Annotated in this window: 13 protein-coding genes and 1 pseudogene; 7 read left to right on the top strand and 7 right to left on the bottom strand. The window is 74.4% G+C overall.

Annotated elements, in window-relative coordinates:
- Window positions 1–5: 5 nt before the first annotated feature.
- Window positions 6–1070 carry a biotin/lipoate A/B protein ligase family protein gene (locus BIV25_RS15135; protein ID WP_071372811.1) on the bottom strand — a complete coding sequence of 355 codons (1065 nt, stop codon included), beginning with the start codon at window positions 1068–1070 and terminating at the stop codon, window positions 6–8.
- Window positions 1071–1225: 155 nt separating this feature from the next.
- Between BIV25_RS15135 and BIV25_RS15130 the strand changes: the two genes are divergently transcribed.
- From BIV25_RS15130 to BIV25_RS15115, 4 genes are all read left to right on the top strand, one after another.
- Window positions 1226–3040, top strand: coding sequence for a gamma-glutamyltransferase family protein (locus BIV25_RS15130; RefSeq protein WP_071372810.1), 1815 nt, complete (start codon window positions 1226–1228; stop codon window positions 3038–3040).
- A gap of 92 nt (window positions 3041–3132) precedes the next feature.
- Window positions 3133–3981, top strand: coding sequence for an inositol monophosphatase family protein (locus tag BIV25_RS15125; protein ID WP_071372809.1), 849 nt, complete (start codon window positions 3133–3135; stop codon window positions 3979–3981).
- Between the two features lie 92 nt (window positions 3982–4073).
- Window positions 4074–5495: an NAD(P)/FAD-dependent oxidoreductase gene (locus tag BIV25_RS15120; protein WP_177235284.1), complete on the top strand. Its 1422-nt coding sequence runs from the start codon at window positions 4074–4076 to the stop codon at window positions 5493–5495.
- The gene (locus BIV25_RS15115; protein WP_071372807.1) at window positions 5492–6013 is read left to right on the top strand and encodes an O-acetyl-ADP-ribose deacetylase; all 522 of its coding nucleotides are present in this window, start codon (window positions 5492–5494) and stop codon (window positions 6011–6013) included. Before BIV25_RS15120 ends, BIV25_RS15115 begins: the two co-directional genes overlap by 4 nt.
- A 14-nt stretch (window positions 6014–6027) precedes the next feature.
- On the opposite strand, the gene narI is transcribed toward BIV25_RS15115, so the two are convergent.
- From narI to BIV25_RS15095, 6 genes and pseudogenes are all read right to left on the bottom strand, one after another.
- Window positions 6028–6729, bottom strand: coding sequence for a respiratory nitrate reductase subunit gamma (gene narI / locus BIV25_RS15110; RefSeq protein ID WP_071372806.1), 702 nt, complete (start codon window positions 6727–6729; stop codon window positions 6028–6030).
- Window positions 6729–7334, bottom strand: coding sequence for a nitrate reductase molybdenum cofactor assembly chaperone (gene narJ, locus BIV25_RS46945; RefSeq protein WP_371273025.1), 606 nt, complete (start codon window positions 7332–7334; stop codon window positions 6729–6731). Before narJ ends, narI begins: the two co-directional genes overlap by 1 nt.
- Before the next feature lie 17 nt (window positions 7335–7351).
- Window positions 7352–7939, bottom strand: a complete 588-nt coding sequence (locus BIV25_RS46940) for a hypothetical protein (RefSeq protein ID WP_256255834.1) — start codon at window positions 7937–7939, stop codon at window positions 7352–7354.
- Window positions 7940–8093: 154 nt separating this feature from the next.
- Window positions 8094–10607, bottom strand: a pseudogene (locus BIV25_RS15105) (nitrate reductase subunit alpha); the annotation flags it as partial.
- Between the two features lie 362 nt (window positions 10608–10969).
- The gene (locus BIV25_RS15100; protein ID WP_079176647.1) at window positions 10970–12823 is read right to left on the bottom strand and encodes a chloride channel protein; all 1854 of its coding nucleotides are present in this window, start codon (window positions 12821–12823) and stop codon (window positions 10970–10972) included.
- A gap of 127 nt (window positions 12824–12950) precedes the next feature.
- The gene (locus tag BIV25_RS15095; protein WP_071372901.1) at window positions 12951–13214 is read right to left on the bottom strand and encodes a hypothetical protein; all 264 of its coding nucleotides are present in this window, start codon (window positions 13212–13214) and stop codon (window positions 12951–12953) included.
- Between the two features lie 136 nt (window positions 13215–13350).
- Between BIV25_RS15095 and BIV25_RS15090 the strand changes: the two genes are divergently transcribed.
- The 3 genes from BIV25_RS15090 to BIV25_RS15080 all read left to right on the top strand — a co-directional run bounded on the left by BIV25_RS15090 (window position 13351) and on the right by BIV25_RS15080 (window position 17167).
- Window positions 13351–14079 (top strand): MarR family winged helix-turn-helix transcriptional regulator, encoded by a 729-nt coding sequence (locus tag BIV25_RS15090; protein WP_371273022.1) that lies wholly within the window; start codon window positions 13351–13353, stop codon window positions 14077–14079.
- Between the two features lie 628 nt (window positions 14080–14707).
- Complete coding sequence (locus BIV25_RS15085) at window positions 14708–15592, top strand: methylenetetrahydrofolate reductase (RefSeq protein WP_177235283.1); 885 nt, start codon at window positions 14708–14710, stop codon at window positions 15590–15592.
- 93 nt (window positions 15593–15685) lie between these two features.
- The gene (locus BIV25_RS15080) at window positions 15686–17167 is read left to right on the top strand and encodes an AlkA N-terminal domain-containing protein (protein ID WP_071372804.1); all 1482 of its coding nucleotides are present in this window, start codon (window positions 15686–15688) and stop codon (window positions 17165–17167) included.
- Window positions 17168–17173 lie beyond the last annotated feature (6 nt).

Below are 17173 nucleotides of genomic sequence, written 5' to 3'. Positions count from 1 at the left end.
GGACGCTACGGCACCCGGGCCGTCCACTCCGCGGACGCGAACTTGCTCCGGGCCAGTTCCTCGGCCCGCGCCAGCTCCCCGTCCGTGATCTTGCCCGGCGCCAGGCCGTAGCGGCTGCGGAAGGAGGCGATCATGTTCTCGATGACCGCCTCACGGGGCAGCCCCGTCTGCCGCCGCAGCGGGTCGACCCGCTTCTTCGCGCTGCGCGTGCCCTTGTCGGACAGCTTCTCCCGGCCGATGCGCAGCACCTCCAGCATCTTGTCGGCATCGATGTCGTACGACATCGTCACGTGGTGCAGCACCGCACCCGGGCCCCCGTCCGGCCCGACCATCCGCTTCTGCGCGGCGCCCGCGATCTTGCCCTGGTCGGTCGCGATGTCGTTCAGCGGCTGGTACCAGGCCCGGATCCCCATGTCGCCGAGCGCGCCCAGCACCCAGTCGTCGAGGTAGGCGTAGCTGTCCTGGAAGGACAGGCCCTGCACGAGGGAGTCGGGCACCGACAGGGAGTACGTGATCGTGTTGCCGGGCTCGACGAACATCGCGCCGCCGCCGGAGATCCGCCGCACCACCTCGATGCCGTGCCGCGCGGCACCCTCCGGGTCCACCTCGTTGCGCAGTGACTGGAAACTGCCGATGATCACCGCCGGGGCGCCCCACTCCCACACCCGCAGGGTCGGCGGGCGGCGGCCCGCGGCGACCTCGGCGGTCAGCACCTCGTCCAGCGCCATGTGCAGCGCGGGCGGCTGGGGGCTCTCGTGGATCAACTGCCAGTCGTAGTCCCTCCAGTCCGTGGCGCGCGCCAGCGCCCGGCGCACCGCGACGGCGACGCCCTGCGAGGTCAGGCCGTACATCACCGTCCCCGCGGGCAGCGCCGCGTCGATCCGCGCGGCCAGCCCCGCCGCGTCCGTGTCCGCCGGGGCGCCCTCCAGCGCGCCGTTCACCGCGTCCAGGGCCTCGTCCGGCTCCAGGAAGAAGTCGCCCGCCACGCGCACGTGCCGCAGCACGCCGTCCTCGGCCGCCACGTCCACGACGACGAGCTTGCCGCCGGGCACCTTGTACTCACCGTGCACTGTCCGGGCCTCCGTAGTCCCGCGCCGTTGCCGTCCGCTCTCCGTCCGCCGTCTCCCGTACGAGATCAACGGCCGGCCGGGTCGCCGTGTTCCCCCGGCGGCGAGCACGCTCGTACGATCACCCGGGAGACGTACCCGAGCCGAGGAGCCGCCCCGTGTTCACCACCCGGCCCACCCTGCAAGGCACGTTCGGCATGGTGTCCTCCACGCACTGGCTGGCCTCCCAGTCCGCGATGGCGGTTCTGGAGGGCGGCGGCAACGCCTTCGACGCCGCCGTGGCCGGAGCGTTCGTGCTGCACGTGGTGGAGCCGCACCTGAACGGGCCGGCCGGCGAGGTACCGATCCTGCTCGCCCCGGCGGGCGGCGACGTACGCGTGCTGTGCGGGCAGGGCGTCGCCCCGGCCGGCGCCACCGTCGCCCACTACCGCGAGCTCGGCCTCGACCTCGTACCGGGCACCGGACCGCTCGCGGCCGCCGTGCCCGGCGCCTTCGACGCCTGGCTGCTGCTCCTGCGCGACCACGGCACCAAGAGCCTCGACGACGTCCTGGCGTACGCCATCGGATACGCCGAGCACGGGCACGCGCCCGTGGAGAAGCTCGGCGCGACCGTGGAGAGCGTACGGAAGCTGTTCGAGACGGAGTGGACCTCGTCCGCCGAGGTGTACCTGCCGGGCGGCCGGGCACCCCGGCCCGGCGAGCTCTTCCGCAACCCCGCCCTCGCCGCCACCTGGAAGCGGCTGCTGGCCGAGACCGCCGGCGCGGGCGACCGGGAGGCGCGGATCGACGCCGCGCGCGCGGTGTGGCGCTCCGGCTTCGTCGCCGAGGCCATGCTGCGCCGGTCCCGGCTGCCCACCATGGACACCAGCGGCGCCCGGCACACCGGCACGCTCACCGAGGCCGACCTCGCCGGCTGGTCGGCGACGTACGAGCCCCCCGTGACGTACGACTGGAACGGCTGGACCGTCTGCAAGGCCGGCCCCTGGAGCCAGGGCCCGGCCCTCCTCCAGCAACTCGCCCTGCTGCCGCCGGAGTTGCCGGCCTACGGCTCCGCCGACTACGTCCATCTGCTGATCGAGAACTGCAAGCTGGCCATGGCCGACCGCGAGGCCTGGTACGGCGACGCCGCCGAGGTGCCCCTCGCCGAGCTGCTGTCGGACGACTACAACGCCGGCCGGCGCGCCCTGGTCGGCGCCAAGGCCTCCTGGGAGCTGCGGCCCGGCAGCCCCGGCGGCCGCACCCCGCGGCTGCCCGCGCAGGCGTACGCGCGCGTGCAGGGCGACGACCGCGGCTTCGACCCGATGGGCGCCGGTGAGCCGACCGTCGCCGAGTTCCCCGGTGAGCCGCACGTCGCCGACGACGGCACCACCCGCGGCGACACCTGCCACCTGGACGTCGTCGACCGCTGGGGCAACATGATCGCGGCCACCCCGAGCGGCGGCTGGCTCCAGTCCAACCCCGTCGTGCCCGAGCTGGGCTTCCCGCTCGGCACACGCCTGCAGATGGCCTGGCTGGAGGAGGGCCTGCCGAACTCCCTCACCCCGGGCCGCCGCCCGCGCACCACCCTCACCCCGTCCCTCGCGCTGCGCGACGGCGTACCGGTGCTGGCGTTCGGCACCCCCGGCGGCGACCAGCAGGACCAGTGGCAGCTGCACTTCCTTCTCGCCGCCGCGCTGCGCGCCCGCGTCCGCGGCGGCTTCGACCTCCAGGGCGCCGTCGACGCCCCGAACTGGCACAACGACAGCTTCCCCAGCTCCTTCCACCCGCGCGGCCGGCGCCCCGGCAGCGTGACCGTGGAGTCCCGCACGGACCCCGGGGTGGTCGAGGAGCTGCGACGGCGCGGCCACGACGTCACCGTCGGCCCCGCCTGGTCCGAGGGACGGCTGTGCGCGGTCGCCCGGGACCCTGGGACGGGTGTGCTGTCGGCGGCGGCGAACCCGCGCGGGATGCAGGGGTACGCGGTGGGCCGCTGACGGCGCGGGCGGCCTCTGCTCTTCATCCCGAATCCGCCTGGTGTGCACCAGGCGGGAGGGGATTGTCAGTGGGGTGTGCTCTCATGGGAGACATGATCGAACAGATGACGGAAACCATCGACGAGTTTCTCACGCGTTGCTCGGCCGACGTGGAGGATGCGGTGCGCCAGGCCGCCGCGGCCGAGATCCTGCCCCGCTTCCGCCGCCTCTCCGCGGCCGACGTGGACCAGAAGAGCGGACCGCACGACCTGGTGACGGACGCCGACCGGCTCGCCGAGAAGCGGCTCACCGAAGCGCTCGGCGCCCTGCTGCCCGGCTCGGTCGTGGTCGGCGAGGAGGCGGTGCACGCCGACCCGGCGACGTACGACGCCCTCCAGGGCGACGCACCCGTCTGGATCGTCGACCCGGTCGACGGCACCCGCCAGTTCGTCCACGGCGACGACGGCTTCTGCACCCTGGTGGCGCTCGCCCACCGGGGCGTGACCCTGGCGTCCTGGACCTACGCCGCCGCGCGCGGCCGGATGGCCACCGCGGTCCGCGGCCGGGGCGCCTTCCTCGACGGCGAACGCCTGGTCGCGGGTCCGTCCGCGCCGGGCCGCGACCTTGTCGTCGCCACCTCCCACCCGGACTACACCACCGACGAGGAGAAGCGCGCGCTGAGCGTGCTGTGGACCGACGGCCTCGCCCCGCGCCCGTGCGGCTCGGCGGGCCTGGAGTATCTCGCCATAGCCAGGGGCGAGTTGGACGCCGTCGCGTTCTCCTGGGAAGCGGCGTGGGACCACGCGGCCGGCCTGCTGCTGGTCGAGGAGGCGGGCGGCGCCCACCTCACCCGTGGCGGCGAGCCGTTCCGGGTGACGGGGGGCAACGCACTGCCGTTCACGGCGGCCCGCGACACGGCGGCCGCCCGTCGCGTGGTGGAACTGCTGCGCACGGCGGCCTGAGCGCCGGGCCCGGACCGGGGTGACGCACCCCGCGGCCGGGCGCCCGCCTATCCTGATCCCCACTGGCCATCGGCTGACGAAGGGGTCCGAAGGTGCCGTCGATGCTCGATGCGGTTGTGGTGGGTGCGGGGCCGAACGGACTGACCGCTGCTGTGGAGCTGGCCCGCCGCGGCTTCTCGGTCGCCCTGTTCGAGGCGAAGTCCACCGTCGGCGGGGGCGCCCGTACCGAGGAGCTGACCCTCCCCGGCTTCCGGCACGACCCGTGCTCGGCCGCCCACCCCCTCGGCGTCAACTCCCCGGCGTTCCGTGCCCTCCCCCTGGAGCGCCACGGCCTGCAGTGGCTGAACTCCGAACTGCCCATGGCGCACCCGTTCCCCGACGGCAGCGCCGCCGTGCTGGCCCGCTCGGTGGCCGAGACCGCCGCCTCCTTCGGACCGCGCGACGCGGGCGCGTACCGCAGACTGGTCGAGCCCTTCCTCCCCCATTGGGACACCCTCGTACGGGACTTCATGTCCCTGCCCCTGACCGCCCTGCCGCGCGACCCCGTCACCCTCGCCCGCTTCGGCCTGACCGGGCTCCCGCCGTCCACGTGGCTGATGCGCCGCTTCAAGGACGAGCGGGCCAAGGCCCTCTTCGCGGGTCTCGTCGCGCATGTGATGTCACCGCTCGACGGCCTGGCCACCGGCGCCATCGGCCTGGTCTTCGCGCTGGCCGCGCACGCCCGCGGCTGGCCGGTGCCGCGCGGCGGCTCCCAGGCGATCTCCGACGCCCTCGCCGGGTATCTGGCCGACCTCGGCGGCGCGGTGCACACCGACTACGAGGTCAAGCGCCTGGACGATCTGCCGCCCGCGCGCGCCTACGTCTTCGACACCTCGCCCACCGCACTCGCCCGCATCGCCGGCTTCGGCGGCACCTACGCGCGCTACCGCTACGGCGCCGCCGCCTTCAAGATCGACTACGCGCTGGACGGCCCGGTGCCCTGGACCGCGCCCGAGGCCCGCCGCGCCACCACCGTCCAGCTCGGCCCGACCAGGGCCGAGATCGGCACCGCCCTGCGCGCCGCCTCCCGCGAGGGCCGCGCCCCCGACCGGCCGTTCCTGATCACCGTGCAGCCGAGCATCGTCGACCCCACCCGCGCCCCCGAGGGCAAGCAGGTCTTCTGGGCGTACGGCCATGTGCCCAACGGCTGGTCCGGCGACCTCACCGACGCCCTGGAACGCCAACTGGAGCGCTTCGCACCCGGTTTCCGCGACCGCGTGCTCGCCCGCGCCACCGCCGGCCCCGCCGAACTGGCCGCCCGCAACGCCAACTACGTCGGCGGGGACATCGCCTGCGGTGCCGCCTCCGGCCTTCAGCTGCTGCTGCGCCCCAGACTGTCCCTGCACCCCTACCACACGCCCCATCCGGCCGTCTTCCTCTGCTCCTCGGCCACCCCGCCGGGACCCGGTGTGCACGGCATGTCGGGGCACAACGCGGCCAAGGCCGTATGGCGCAGACTGAGAGCGACGACATGACCACCCTCACCCTCGTCCGGGGCGACATCACCCGGCAGAGCGCCGACGTGATCGTCAACGCCGCCAACTCCTCGCTGCTGGGCGGCGGCGGAGTGGACGGCGCCATCCACCGCCGCGGCGGCCCCGCCATCCTGGAGGAGTGCCGCGCCCTGCGCGCCTCCCGGTACGGCAAGGGCCTGCCCACGGGCCGGGCGGTCGCCACCACGGCGGGCGCTCTGGACGCCCGCTGGGTGATCCACACCGTGGGCCCGGTGTACAGCGCCGGCGAGGACCGCTCGGAGCTGCTCGCCTCCTGCTACCGCGAGTCCCTGCGTGTGGCAGACGAACTCGGCGCCCGCACCGTCGCGTTCCCCGCCGTCTCCACCGGCGTGTACCGGTGGCCGATGGACGACGCGGCGCGCATCGCCGTGGAGACGGTGCGCAGCACCCCGACCGCCGTCGAAGAGGTGCGCTTCGTCCTCTTCGACGACCGTGCGTACGACGCGTTCGCCCGGCAGGTCGACGCCGGCCGGCCGTGAGGCCGGGCCCGTGGTCACCGGCGTGTGGGCAGTGCTCCGCCCCGTGAGCGGTACACCACGTACGGTCGTACGGCGTAGCCGAGCGGGGCGGCGAAGGCGTGCACCAGCCGGCCGAACGGCCACAGCGCGAACAGGGCCAGCGCGAGCAGGGCGTGCAGCCGGTAGGCGAGCGGGGCGTGGGCCATCGCGGTGACGTCGGGGTCGAGGGCGAACAGGCTGCGGAACCACACGGCCACCCCGAGCCGGTAGTCGTAGCGGGCGGTCACCGAGGAGGCCGTGGCGGTCAGGCCCGCGAGCAGGACGAGCGCCAGCAGCGGCAGGGTCAGCCGGTCGCTGCGGCTGGTCGCCCGGCGCACGGCGGGCACCCGCAGCCTGCGGTACAGCAGCAGGCCGAGGCCCAGCGCCGCCGCGAGGCCCGCCGCCCCGCCCATGGTCAGCGCGACCGCGTGGTACTGGGCCTCGCTGATGCGCAGCCGCCGGGTCAGCGACTCGGGGACCAGCAGACCCGTGACATGGCCGCCGATCACGAGGAACAGGGCGTAGTGGAACAGCGGCGCGCCGAGCCGTAGCAGCCGGGACTCGTGCAGCTGGCTGGAGCGGGTGGTGAAGCCGAAGCGGTCGTAGCGGTAGCGCCAGACGGTCCCCGCGACCAGCACGGCCAGGCACAGGTAGGGCAGGACGCCCCACAGCGCGATCTGCAGATGGGTCTCGTTCATCAGCGGCGGACTCCTTCGCCGGCCGGGTCGTGCGGCAGCGGGAACGGCACGGGGGCCGGGCGGTCCGGCACCGGAACCGGCGCGGGCGATGCGGCGGGCGGCGCGGCGGGCAGCGTGGCCCGGACCGCGCGGACCACGTCCAGGTAGGGGCTGTCGTGGGCGGCGAGCCCCCGGGCGAGCAGGCCGAGCGCGCCGCCGTACTGCGCCAGTACGGCCCGGCCCGGTGCGGGGCAGCGCGCGGCGAACTCCAGCACGGCGGGCAGGAAGTCGGGCAGCTCGCCTCGGGCCGGCTCCCAGCCGTGCTGCCGGTAGCGGGCCTTGAGCGCGGCGAGGGAGGCGCCCCGGCGCCGGGTGTCGCCGTCGGTGTAGTGGGTGAGGTGCAGGGTACGGCGGCGGCTGCGGTCGAAGGTGACGACGTAGCGTGCCCCCAGCTCCAGCGGCGGGATCCCGGCCGTGGCCCGGCAGAAGGCCAGCAGCGGCGCCACCAGGGGCCCGGTCCCGGGGGCCGGGGTCGCCAGCGGTGCGAGCGCCTCGGCCACCCGGGCCCGGCGCTGCGGCCAGTCCTCGCCGGGGTAGTCGAGCAGCAGGGCGGCGGCCTGGTACACCGCCCGGTGCAGCTGGTTCACCGTGCCTCGCCCCCGCGGTCGGGGAACAGGCCCCGGGGCCGGCCGCGGCCGTTCCAGTTCAGCAGGTTCACCCGCCCGCGCAGCGCACCGCCACCGCCGCCGTCGGTGCCACCGCCACGGGAGCCCGCCGCCGTCGGTACGAGCGCGCCGTGAAAGGCCTCCGCCTCGAACATGCCGGGCCCGCCGGACCCCTCCAGGCTGCACCCCGCCCCGGCCGCCCCGCCCTCGCCCGCACCGGCGACGTACGTGGTCGGGACGACGTACCGCTCCTCGTACTTGGCGAGCGCCAGCAGCCGGTACATCGCCTCCAGCCCGGACTCCGTCATGCCGACGCCGTGCGCGATCGACGGGTCCCGTTCCTCGCCGAGGTTCACGCGCCGCATGTGCGCGCGCATCGCGGCGAGCCGGCACAGCGCCGCCTCCACGGGGGCGGTGTCGCCCGCCGTGAACAGCCCGGCGAGATAGCCGAGCGGGATGCGCAGCGCGTCGATCGCGCCGAACAGGGCGGCCGGCCGCTCGCCGTCGTGGCCGCTGCGGGTGAGCGCGTCGACGACGGGGGAGAGCGGCGGGACGTACCAGACCATCGGCATCGTCCGGTACTCCGGGTGCAGCGGGAGCGCGATCCGGTAGGTGCTGATCAGGTCCCGGACGGGGGAGCGGCTGGCGGCGGTGCCAGCGCGCCTCCGCGGCGGGCCGTACGGTGACGCCCTTGACGGTCATGCCGTGCTCCTCGGCGAGCGGCCCGAGGGTGGCGAGCCGGTCCGCCACGGCCGTGTAGTCCCGCTCGACCACTGTGAAGTGCGGGAGGTTGCGGCCCGGCCGGACCGGATGCCCCTCGCGCCAGTCCGGCACGGTCCCGCCGGGCTGGGCGGTCTCGCCCGGGGTGTCGTGTGCGTGCGGGGTGGCCACCAGGTCGTACGCCACGTCCAGCCGGCCCGCGGCGAGTTCACCGAACCGGGCGGCCAGCGCGTGGAAGATCTCGAAGTCGGTCCGCGCCTCCCACGGCGGGCTGATCGCGGGCGAGAACGCGTGCACGAACGGGTGCATGTCCGTGCTGGACAGGTCGTGCTTCTCGTACCAGGTGGCGGCCGGCAGCACCAGGTCGGCCATGAGCGTGGTCGACGTCATCCGGAAGTCCAGCGCCAGCAGCAGATCGAGCTTGCCGCGCGGCGCCTGTTCGTGCCAGACGAGATCGCGCGGCCGGGAGCCGGGCGGGGCCTGCTCGGCGTCCGCGTTGTCGCTCGCGCCGAGCAGATGCCGCAGGAAGAACTCGTTGCCCTTCGCGGACGAGCCGATCAGATTGGCCCGCCAGACGGTCAGCACCCGCGGCCAGTTGGCGGGATCGTCCGGATCCTCGCAGGCGAACTCCAGCTGTCCGCCGGCGAGCCGGTCCGCCACCCACTCGTCCGGCTCGTGCCCGCTCGCCCGGACGGCGCGGCCGAGGTCGAGCGGGTTGGCGCGGAAGGCGGGCGCGGCGGGCATCCAGCCGAGCCGCATCGACTGCGCCACCAGGTCGGCGGTGTGCCGCCCGGCGAACAGCCCCTTGCCGGTGGGCGCGGCGAGCGCGTCGGCGCCGTGCGGGTCGTAGCGCCACTGGTCGGTGTGCAGATACCAGTACGGCGTCCCCGCCATCTGCCGGGACGGGCGCACCCAGTCCGCGGCCGACTGGAGCTGCTGCCAGCCGGTGTACGGCCGCACCTTCTCCTGGCCGACGTGGTGCGCCCAGCCGCCGCCGTTGACGCCCTGGCAGCCGGTGAGCAGCAGCAGGGTGAGGAAGGCACGGTAGACGGTGTCGGAGTGGAACCAGTGGTTGGTGCCCGCGCCCATCACGATCATGCAGCGGCCCCGGGTCCTGGCCGCCGTGTCGGCGAACTCCCGGGCCAGGCGCTCCACCGCCGCGGCCGGCACCGAGGTGATCGCCTCCTGCCAGGCGGGCGTGTACGGCTGGCCGGCGTCCGCGTAGTCCGTGGCCCACGCGCCGGGCAGGTCCGGGCGGCGTACCCCGTACTGGGCGAGCAGCAGGTCGAAGACGGTGGTGACATGGCGTCCGGCCAGCTCGCGCACCGGCACCCCGCGCACCGCGGGCGGCGCGCCGTCGAAGCGGGGCAGCAGCACGGCGGCGGGCGTCGACTCCGGGCCGTACAGGGTGAGTCGGGGCTCGACGTCGCCGAGGTCCAGGTTCCAGCGGCCCTCGCCGCGCTTGGACCAGCGGTCGCCCAGCGTGCCGTTCGGCACCACCGGCCGGCCGGAGACCGCGTCGAGCAGCACCGGCTTCCAGGCGGCCTCCTCCGCCTCTTCCTCCCCGTCCTGCGCGCCGAGCCCGAGCGTGGCCGCCGTGACGAACTTGCCCGGCACCCACCGCCCGTCGCGCTCCTCCAGCTCGACCAGGAACGGCAGATCGGTGAAGCGGCGCACGTAGTCCGTGAAGTACGGCACCTGGCGCCGCACGAAGAACTCGGTGAGGATCACATGGCCCATGGCCATCGCGAGCGCACCGTCGGTGCCCGGGTGCGGATGCAGCCACTCGTCGGCGAACTTGGTCGCGTCCGCGTAGTCGGGCGAGACCACCACGACCTTCTGCCCGCGATAGCGCGCCTCGGTCATCCAGTGCGCGTCCGGGGTGCGGGTCACCGGGACGTTGGAGCCCCACAGCATCAGATACGCGGCGTCCCACCAGTCCCCGGACTCGGGCACGTCCGTCTGGTCGCCGAAGACCTGCGGCGAGGCGACGGGAAGGTCGGCGTACCAGTCGTAGAACGACAGCATCGGCGCCCCGATCAGGGACATGAACCGGGCGCCGACCGCGTGCGAGGCCATCGACATCGCCGGGATCGGGGAGAACCCGGCGACCCGGTCGGGCCCGTGCGCGGCGATGGTGTGGACGTGCGCGGCGGCGGCGATCTCCAGCGCCTCCTGCCAACTCAGGCGTACCAGGCCGCCCTTGCCGCGCGCCGACTGGTAGCGCCGCCGTTTCACCGGATCGGAGGTGACCTCGGCCCACGCGGCCACGGGATCGCCGAGCCGGGCGCGGGCCTCGCGGTACAACTCCAGCAGCACGCCGCGCACATGGGGGTACCGCACGCGGGTCGGGGAGTAGGTGTACCAGGAGAACGAGGCGCCGCGCGGGCAGCCCCGCGGCTCGTACTCGGGCCGGTCGGGTCCCGTCGAGGGGTAGTCCGTCTCCTGGGTCTCCCAGGTGATCAGGCCGTCCTTGACGTACACCTTCCACGAGCAGGAGCCGGTGCAGTTCACCCCGTGCGTGGAGCGCACGATTCTGTCGTGCGCCCAACGCTCCCGGTAGGGCGCGTCGTTGACGCCCTGATCGGTGCGGAAGACGGCTCTGCCGTCCGGGGTGGCCGGGGTGCGCCGCAGTATCCCGCCGGCTCGCAGAAGCTGCTCGGCGGCGAGAGCCGCCACCCGTTCCGCCTCCCGCCGGGCACCGCGCCGTCCCACCGTGCTCACTCCTTCCGAAGCCGGATGTTCCGCTTCCTTCAGCGTGAGCCAGTGTCGCCCTGCGGAATCGTCTGACTACGCAGTGTTGATGGGGATTGGACAGGACCTTTTCTTGCCCTTTGCAATAATTGCCCCGTCCATCTTCATTCAGCGGCCGGATCTCAGCTGGTCGTCGGGGCCGGAGCCGGGGTGCGCCGCCGGGTGCGCAGGGTCAGGACCCGCTCGGCGTGGTGCTCCTCGTGCAGGTCGATGCGGCGCGCGGCCAGCAGATGGCGCAGGCTGACGATGCCCTCCAGGCGGGGCTCCGGCTCGCGGGTGACCACCAGCAGCCGGGTGACCTCGTGCTCGGCCATGCGGTTGGCGAGTGTGCGCAGGGTCTCGTCGGGATGTGCGGTGACCGCGGGCCGGGCCAGCTCGCCGAGCGGGGTGGGGTCGGCGGGATCGGCGTGCACGAGCGTGCCGCGCGTGACGACTCCGGCGAGCGTGCCGTCCGCGTCCAGGACCGGGTACAGCCGCTGCGCGAGCAGCCCCTCGGGGTCGCCCGCGGCGTGCGCGGCGCGCAGCTCGGCGGTGACCTCGCCCGCGGCGCGGCCGGCGGTGAACGTGACGCCGACGGGCGTCTCCAACTGCCGTACGAGATGCACCTCCAGCGGGTCCACGGAGTACTCGCGGGTGAGGTGCATACCGCGCCGGGCGAGCTTCTCGGTGAGCACCGAGCGCTTCAGCAGCACCACCGACAGCAGATAGGCGGCCGACGCGGTGATCACCATCGGGATCAGGGCGTTGACCTCGTGGGTGAGTTCCAGGCAGAAGACGATGCCGGTGAGCGGGGAGCGCATGACGCCGCCGAGCACGCCGGCGAGTGACACCAGCGCCCAGAAGCCGGGGCTGACGTGCGGGAAGACCAGGGCCTCGGCCGCGCCGAGCGCGCCGCCCACCATGAACATGGGCGCGAGGACGCCGCCGGAGGTGCCCGAGCCCAGCGACAGTCCCCAGATCAGGGTCTTCACGACCAGGATGCCGACGATCAGCCCGGTCGTCGCGTGCCCGGTCAGCAGCGCGCCGATGACGTCGTACCCCACACCCAGCGCACGCGGCTCGACGAGCCCGCCGAGGCCGATGATCACACCGCCGATCGCGGGCCACCACATCCAGTGGACGCGCAGCCTGGCGAACAGGTCCTCGGAGAGGTACACGAGGGCGGTGGCGCCGAGGGCGAGCAGTCCGGCCGCGGCCCCCGCGACGACGCACAGCCCGTACGCGGACAGGCCGATGCGGTCGGGCACGTGCGCGCCGGCGAAGAGCGGCTCGGTGCCGAGCAGGGGGCCGCGTACGAGCGTGGCGGTCACGGCGGCGACGGCGACGGGCAGGTAGGAGCGCGGCCGCCACTCGAAGAGCAGCAGCTCGACCGCGAGCAGGATGGAGGCGAGCGGAGCGTTGAAGGTCGCGGCCATGCCGGCGGCGGAACCGGCCACCAGCAGGGCCTTGCGCTCGTCCGTGGTGACCTTGAGGAACTGGGCCAGCAGGGAGCCTACGGCACCGCCGGTCATGATGATGGGTCCCTCGGCGCCGAACGGACCGCCGGTGCCGATGGATATCGCGGCGGAGGCGGGCTTCAGCACGGCGACGCGCGGCTGTACGCGGCTGCCGCCGACCAGTATCGACTCGATGGCCTCGGGCATGCCGTGCCCGCGTATCTTCTCCGAGCCGTAGCGGGCCATGAACCCGACGGCCAGGCCGCCGACGACCGGCATCACGGCCAGCAGCCAGCGGTGCGCGGTGTCCGCGGGAACGGCGGTGCCGAAGCCGGGCCGCCCGAGGAAGGCGAGGTCGGTGATGAGCGCGATCAGCTTCAGCAGCCCCGTCGCCACGAGCGCGGCGACGGCGCCTATGGGCAGGGCGAGCGCCGAGATGAACACGACGCGCGGGGGCACGTGGAAGTCGCCCAGGTGCGGGATCTTCAGGGCGGGTCGGTGGCGGCCGGGGGCAGGAGGGGGCGGGGCGGAGGTGGGCATGGTGGCTCCAGGTCGCGTACGGATGTGGCTACGGCGGCAGAGGGCGGCGCGCGGGCGACGCTGTCCGCGCGGGAGAACGTGGTGAGGGTGTCGGCGGGGGCGAGGGGCGAGAGGTGTCGTCGGCTCGTCACCGGGGCCGGGGCGCGACCGCCCCGGTGCGGGCGGCGTCGACCCGGCCCGGGCGCAGGATCCGCACCCGGTGTCCACCGCACACCCGGCAGGTGTTCGCCGTGAGCGGGGACGGCACGCGAAGCCCGCCGCGCACGCGGTACGCGGCACGAAGGCGCCCGTCGGCATCCCGGACGTGCCGGATGTCGTAGGCGCCCTCCCAGGCGTGCCCGCAGCGCAGACACACGAAGGAATAGGCTTCGTGGATCGGCTCGGGTCTCATCGTCATCACCTTCGGCACCGGCTCCGTCGCGCCCGCTCGGACCGGATGACCGGAGCTTATCATTGCACTCTGCAATGGTCACCATGGGTGAGGGACGATGTCCGGTTCGTGGACAGGACCAGAGGAACGAGGAGCCATGGCCCAGCAGGACACCGGCCCACGGCAGACCCCGGAACCGGAAGCCCGGGGGCGGGCCGCGGAACGGGGGACGACGGAACACGGGAGTCCGGGGCGGACGACGGAGCACGGGAGTCCGGGGCGGACGACGGAGCACGGGAGTCCGGGGCGGGACACGGTGCCGGGTGCCCAAGAGCGGGGGCGGGTCCGGGGCCGGGCGGGCCTGTCGGAGGAGGCGCTGGACCGGGAGGCGGAGGAGGTCACCGTCGCCGTGATGGCGGCCTCCCGGCTGATCGTCGCCCTCTCCGCCCGTGCCCTCGCCTCGGTCGACGTTGCGCTGACCCTCCCTCAACTGCGCTCTCTGGTCGCCCTGCACACCTGCGGCCCGATCAAGCTGGCCGCCATGGCCGCGACCCTGGGCGTCACCCCGTCCACCGCACTGCGCATGGCCGAACGCCTGGAGGGGCTCGGTCTGACCGACCGCCGGGTCAACCCGGACAACCGCCGCGAGGTCGTCCTACGGCTGACCGGTGCCGGTGAGGATCTGGTGGAGCGCGTTCTCGGCCACCGCCGCGCGGAGATCCGGGCCCTGGTCGAGCGTCTGCCCGCACCCCAGCGCGCCGGCCTGGTCCCGGCCCTCACCGCGCTGGCGACGGCGGCCGGCGGCCTCGACCCCGGCCTCGCCCCGACCGACGAGGCGGGCCGCCTGGCCGGCGTGCTCGACGACCCCCTGAACCCGGCGCCGTAGCCATCCTTCTTGCGCCTGCGCCGCAGAGCTTCGGCGGCTGCGATCATGTGAGCGGCCTCGCGGCGGGCGGCTGGGGCGCCCCCCGGATCGTCGTTCCGCGGCCCCGGGTTGGCATTTCGGTGCTCCCGAGTCGGCCGTTCGGCAGTGATGGGTCGGCGGCTCCGGCGGTGCTGGGTCGGCGGCGTCGCTGTCGTGGGCCGGCCACGATGGCTAGAGCAGCCTCCCGGTCAGCGGCTTCAGCACCCCCGGTTCGGCGCCTGCGGCGGGCCTGGGGACAGCCCGCCGCGCACGCCACCGAGCGCGCGCGGCGGGCTCTCCGCGGCCACGGCCGCCGACGCCGGCCCGGCGTCAAGCCGACGGCTGTGGGCGGACGGCCTTGCGTCGCTGTGCAGGCGCCGCCCCAGCCCTGAGCCCGGTGCGCGTACGGCGCCGAGCGGACGTCCCTGCGCCGCCACGGCACCAGCGGCTGGAGGGCGACCGCGTCCTCCGGCCAGGACCGTCGCCTCCGCGGCCCGACGGCCCGTACCCTCCTCCAGCCCCCAGCCCGGCTCCCAGCCCCCTCCCTCCGGCCCCCCACCCCCGTGACATCATCGGCCGAGGTCAGGACCACAGCCGTACGAGGAGCGCGATGAAGCCCGGTCTCAGCGTCATGCCGGCGGTCGGTGCCGCTCTGCTGGAGGACTTCTCGTTGGAGATGACCGGGAAGGACGTGTCCCGGCTGGAGGAGGCCTGCGACAGCATTCCGCCGGGTACGCGGATCAACATCACCTTCCTCGCCGGTGAGGACCTCGGCATGCGGCGCGCGGCCGCCCGCGCGGTCAAGCGGCTCGGCTTCGTCCCCGTGCCGCACATCTCCGCCCGCCGCCTGCCCTCCCGCGACGCCCTCGACGCGTTCCTGTCCGCCCTCGCCGAGGACGGCACCGCCGAGAACGTCTTCGTCGTCGGCGGTGACCCCGCCCGCCCCGAGGGCCCCTACGAGGACTCCCTCGCCGTCCTGCGCACCGGCCTGCTCCAGCACCACGGCGTCCGGCACGTCGGCATCAGCGGCTACCCCGAGGGGCACCCCGCGATAGCCGACGGCACGCTGTGGTCAGCCCTCACCGACAAGGCCGCGGCCATCGGCGCGCAGCGCTTCGGCGGTGACGTCATCACCCAGTTCGGCTTCGACGCCGACCCGGTCCTCACCTGGCTGGAGGCCACCCGCGCCCGGGGCATCCACCTCCCCGTCCGCATCGGCGTGCCCGGCCCGGCCGGAGTCCGCCGGCTGCTCGGCTACGCCACCCGGTTCGGCGTCGCGACGAGCGCCTCCGTCGCCCGCAAGTACGGTTTCTCACTGACCAACCTCATGGGCACGACCGGCCCCGACCGCTTCCTGCACACCCTCGCCCGGCGCTACGACCCCGAGCGGCACGGCACGGTCAAGGTGCACTTCTACACCTTCGGCGGACTGCGCCGCACCGCCGAGTGGATCGCCGACTTCCGGCACGGCGAGGACACGAACCACACCTCCTAGGCACGGGACGGAACCGGCCCCGCCCCACACCGGGGAACGCTGGTGTCGGATTTCCGCCAGCGGTGGCCCCTGTCCGTGGTCGATCCTTGAGGCATGCAGACAGCGACGCACCTCGACCGGGAACACTGCGTACGCGCCGTGCAGTCCAAGGACGAGCGATTCGACGGGTGGTTCTTCACGGCCGTCCTGACCACCCGGATCTACTGCCGGCCCAGCTGCCCCGTCGTCCCGCCCAAGCCGGAGAACATGACGTTCTACCCGAGCGCGGCCGCCTGCCAGCAGGCGGGTTTCCGGGCCTGCAAGCGCTGCCGCCCCGACACCAGCCCCGGCTCCCCGGAGTGGAACCAGCGCGCCGACCTGGTCGCCCGCGCCATGCGGCTGATCGCCGACGGCGTCGTGGACCGCGAGGGCGTGCCCGGACTCGCCGCCCGGCTCGGCTACAGCACCCGCCAGGTCGAACGGCAGCTCCTCGCCGAACTGGGCGCCGGCCCCCTCGCGCTCGCCCGCGCCCAGCGCGCCCAGACCGCACGCCTGCTCATCGAGACCAGCGCGCTGCCGATGGCGGAGATCGCCTTCGCGGCCGGGTTCTCCTCCATCCGCACCTTCAACGGCACCGTCCGCGAGGTCTTCGCCCTCTCCCCGAGCGAGCTGCGCGCGAAGGCACCCCGCAGCAGCCCGGCGAGCACCCCGGGCACGCTCACCCTGCGGCTCCCGTTCCGCGCCCCGCTCAACCCCGACAACCTCTTCGGCCACCTCGCCGCCACCGCCGTACCCGGCGTCGAGGAATGGCGCGACGGCAGCTACCGGCGCACGCTGCGCCTGCCGTACGGCCACGGGATCGTCGCCCTCGCCCCGCGCCCCGACCACATCGCCTGCCGGCTCACCCTCGGCGACCTGCGCGATCTGACGGTGGCCATCAGCCGCTGCCGACGGCTGCTCGACCTGGACGCCGATCCGGTCGCCGTCGACGACCGGCTGCGCGCCGACCCGTTCCTCGCGCCCCTGGTCGACAAGGCGCCGGGCCGCCGGGTGCCGCGCACGGTCGACGAGGCGGAGTTCGCAGTCCGTGCCGTCCTCGGCCAGCAGGTGTCCACGGCCGCCGCCCGCACCCACGCGGCCCGCCTGGTCACCGCGCACGGCAAGCCCCTGGACGACCCCGAGGGCGGCCTCACCCACCTCTTCCCGCCCCCCGAGGCCCTCGCCGGCGTGGACCCCGAGACGCTGGCCATGCCCCGCACACGACGGACGACCTTCACCACCCTCGTCCGCCGACTCGCCGACGGAACACTCCACTTGGGTGTCGAGTCCGACTGGTCCGAGGCCCGCGCCCGGCTCCTCGACCTGCCCGGCTTCGGCCCCTGGACGGTCGACGTCATCGCCATGCGTGCCCTGGGCGACCCCGACGCCTTCCTCCCCACCGACCTCGGGATCCGCCGTGCCGCGGCCGAGTCGGGGCTGCCGGCCACCCCGGCCGCCCTCACCGCCCGCGCCGAGGCCTGGCGGCCCTGGCGGGCGTACGCGGTGCAGTACCTGTGGGCGACCGACAGCCACCCGATCAACTTCCTTCCCGTCTGAACCCGT

The organism is Streptomyces sp. MUSC 14, from assembly GCF_001866675.1.
Taxonomy (GTDB): domain Bacteria; phylum Actinomycetota; class Actinomycetes; order Streptomycetales; family Streptomycetaceae; genus Streptomyces.
This window is presented reverse-complemented; position numbering and strand designations above follow the sequence as displayed.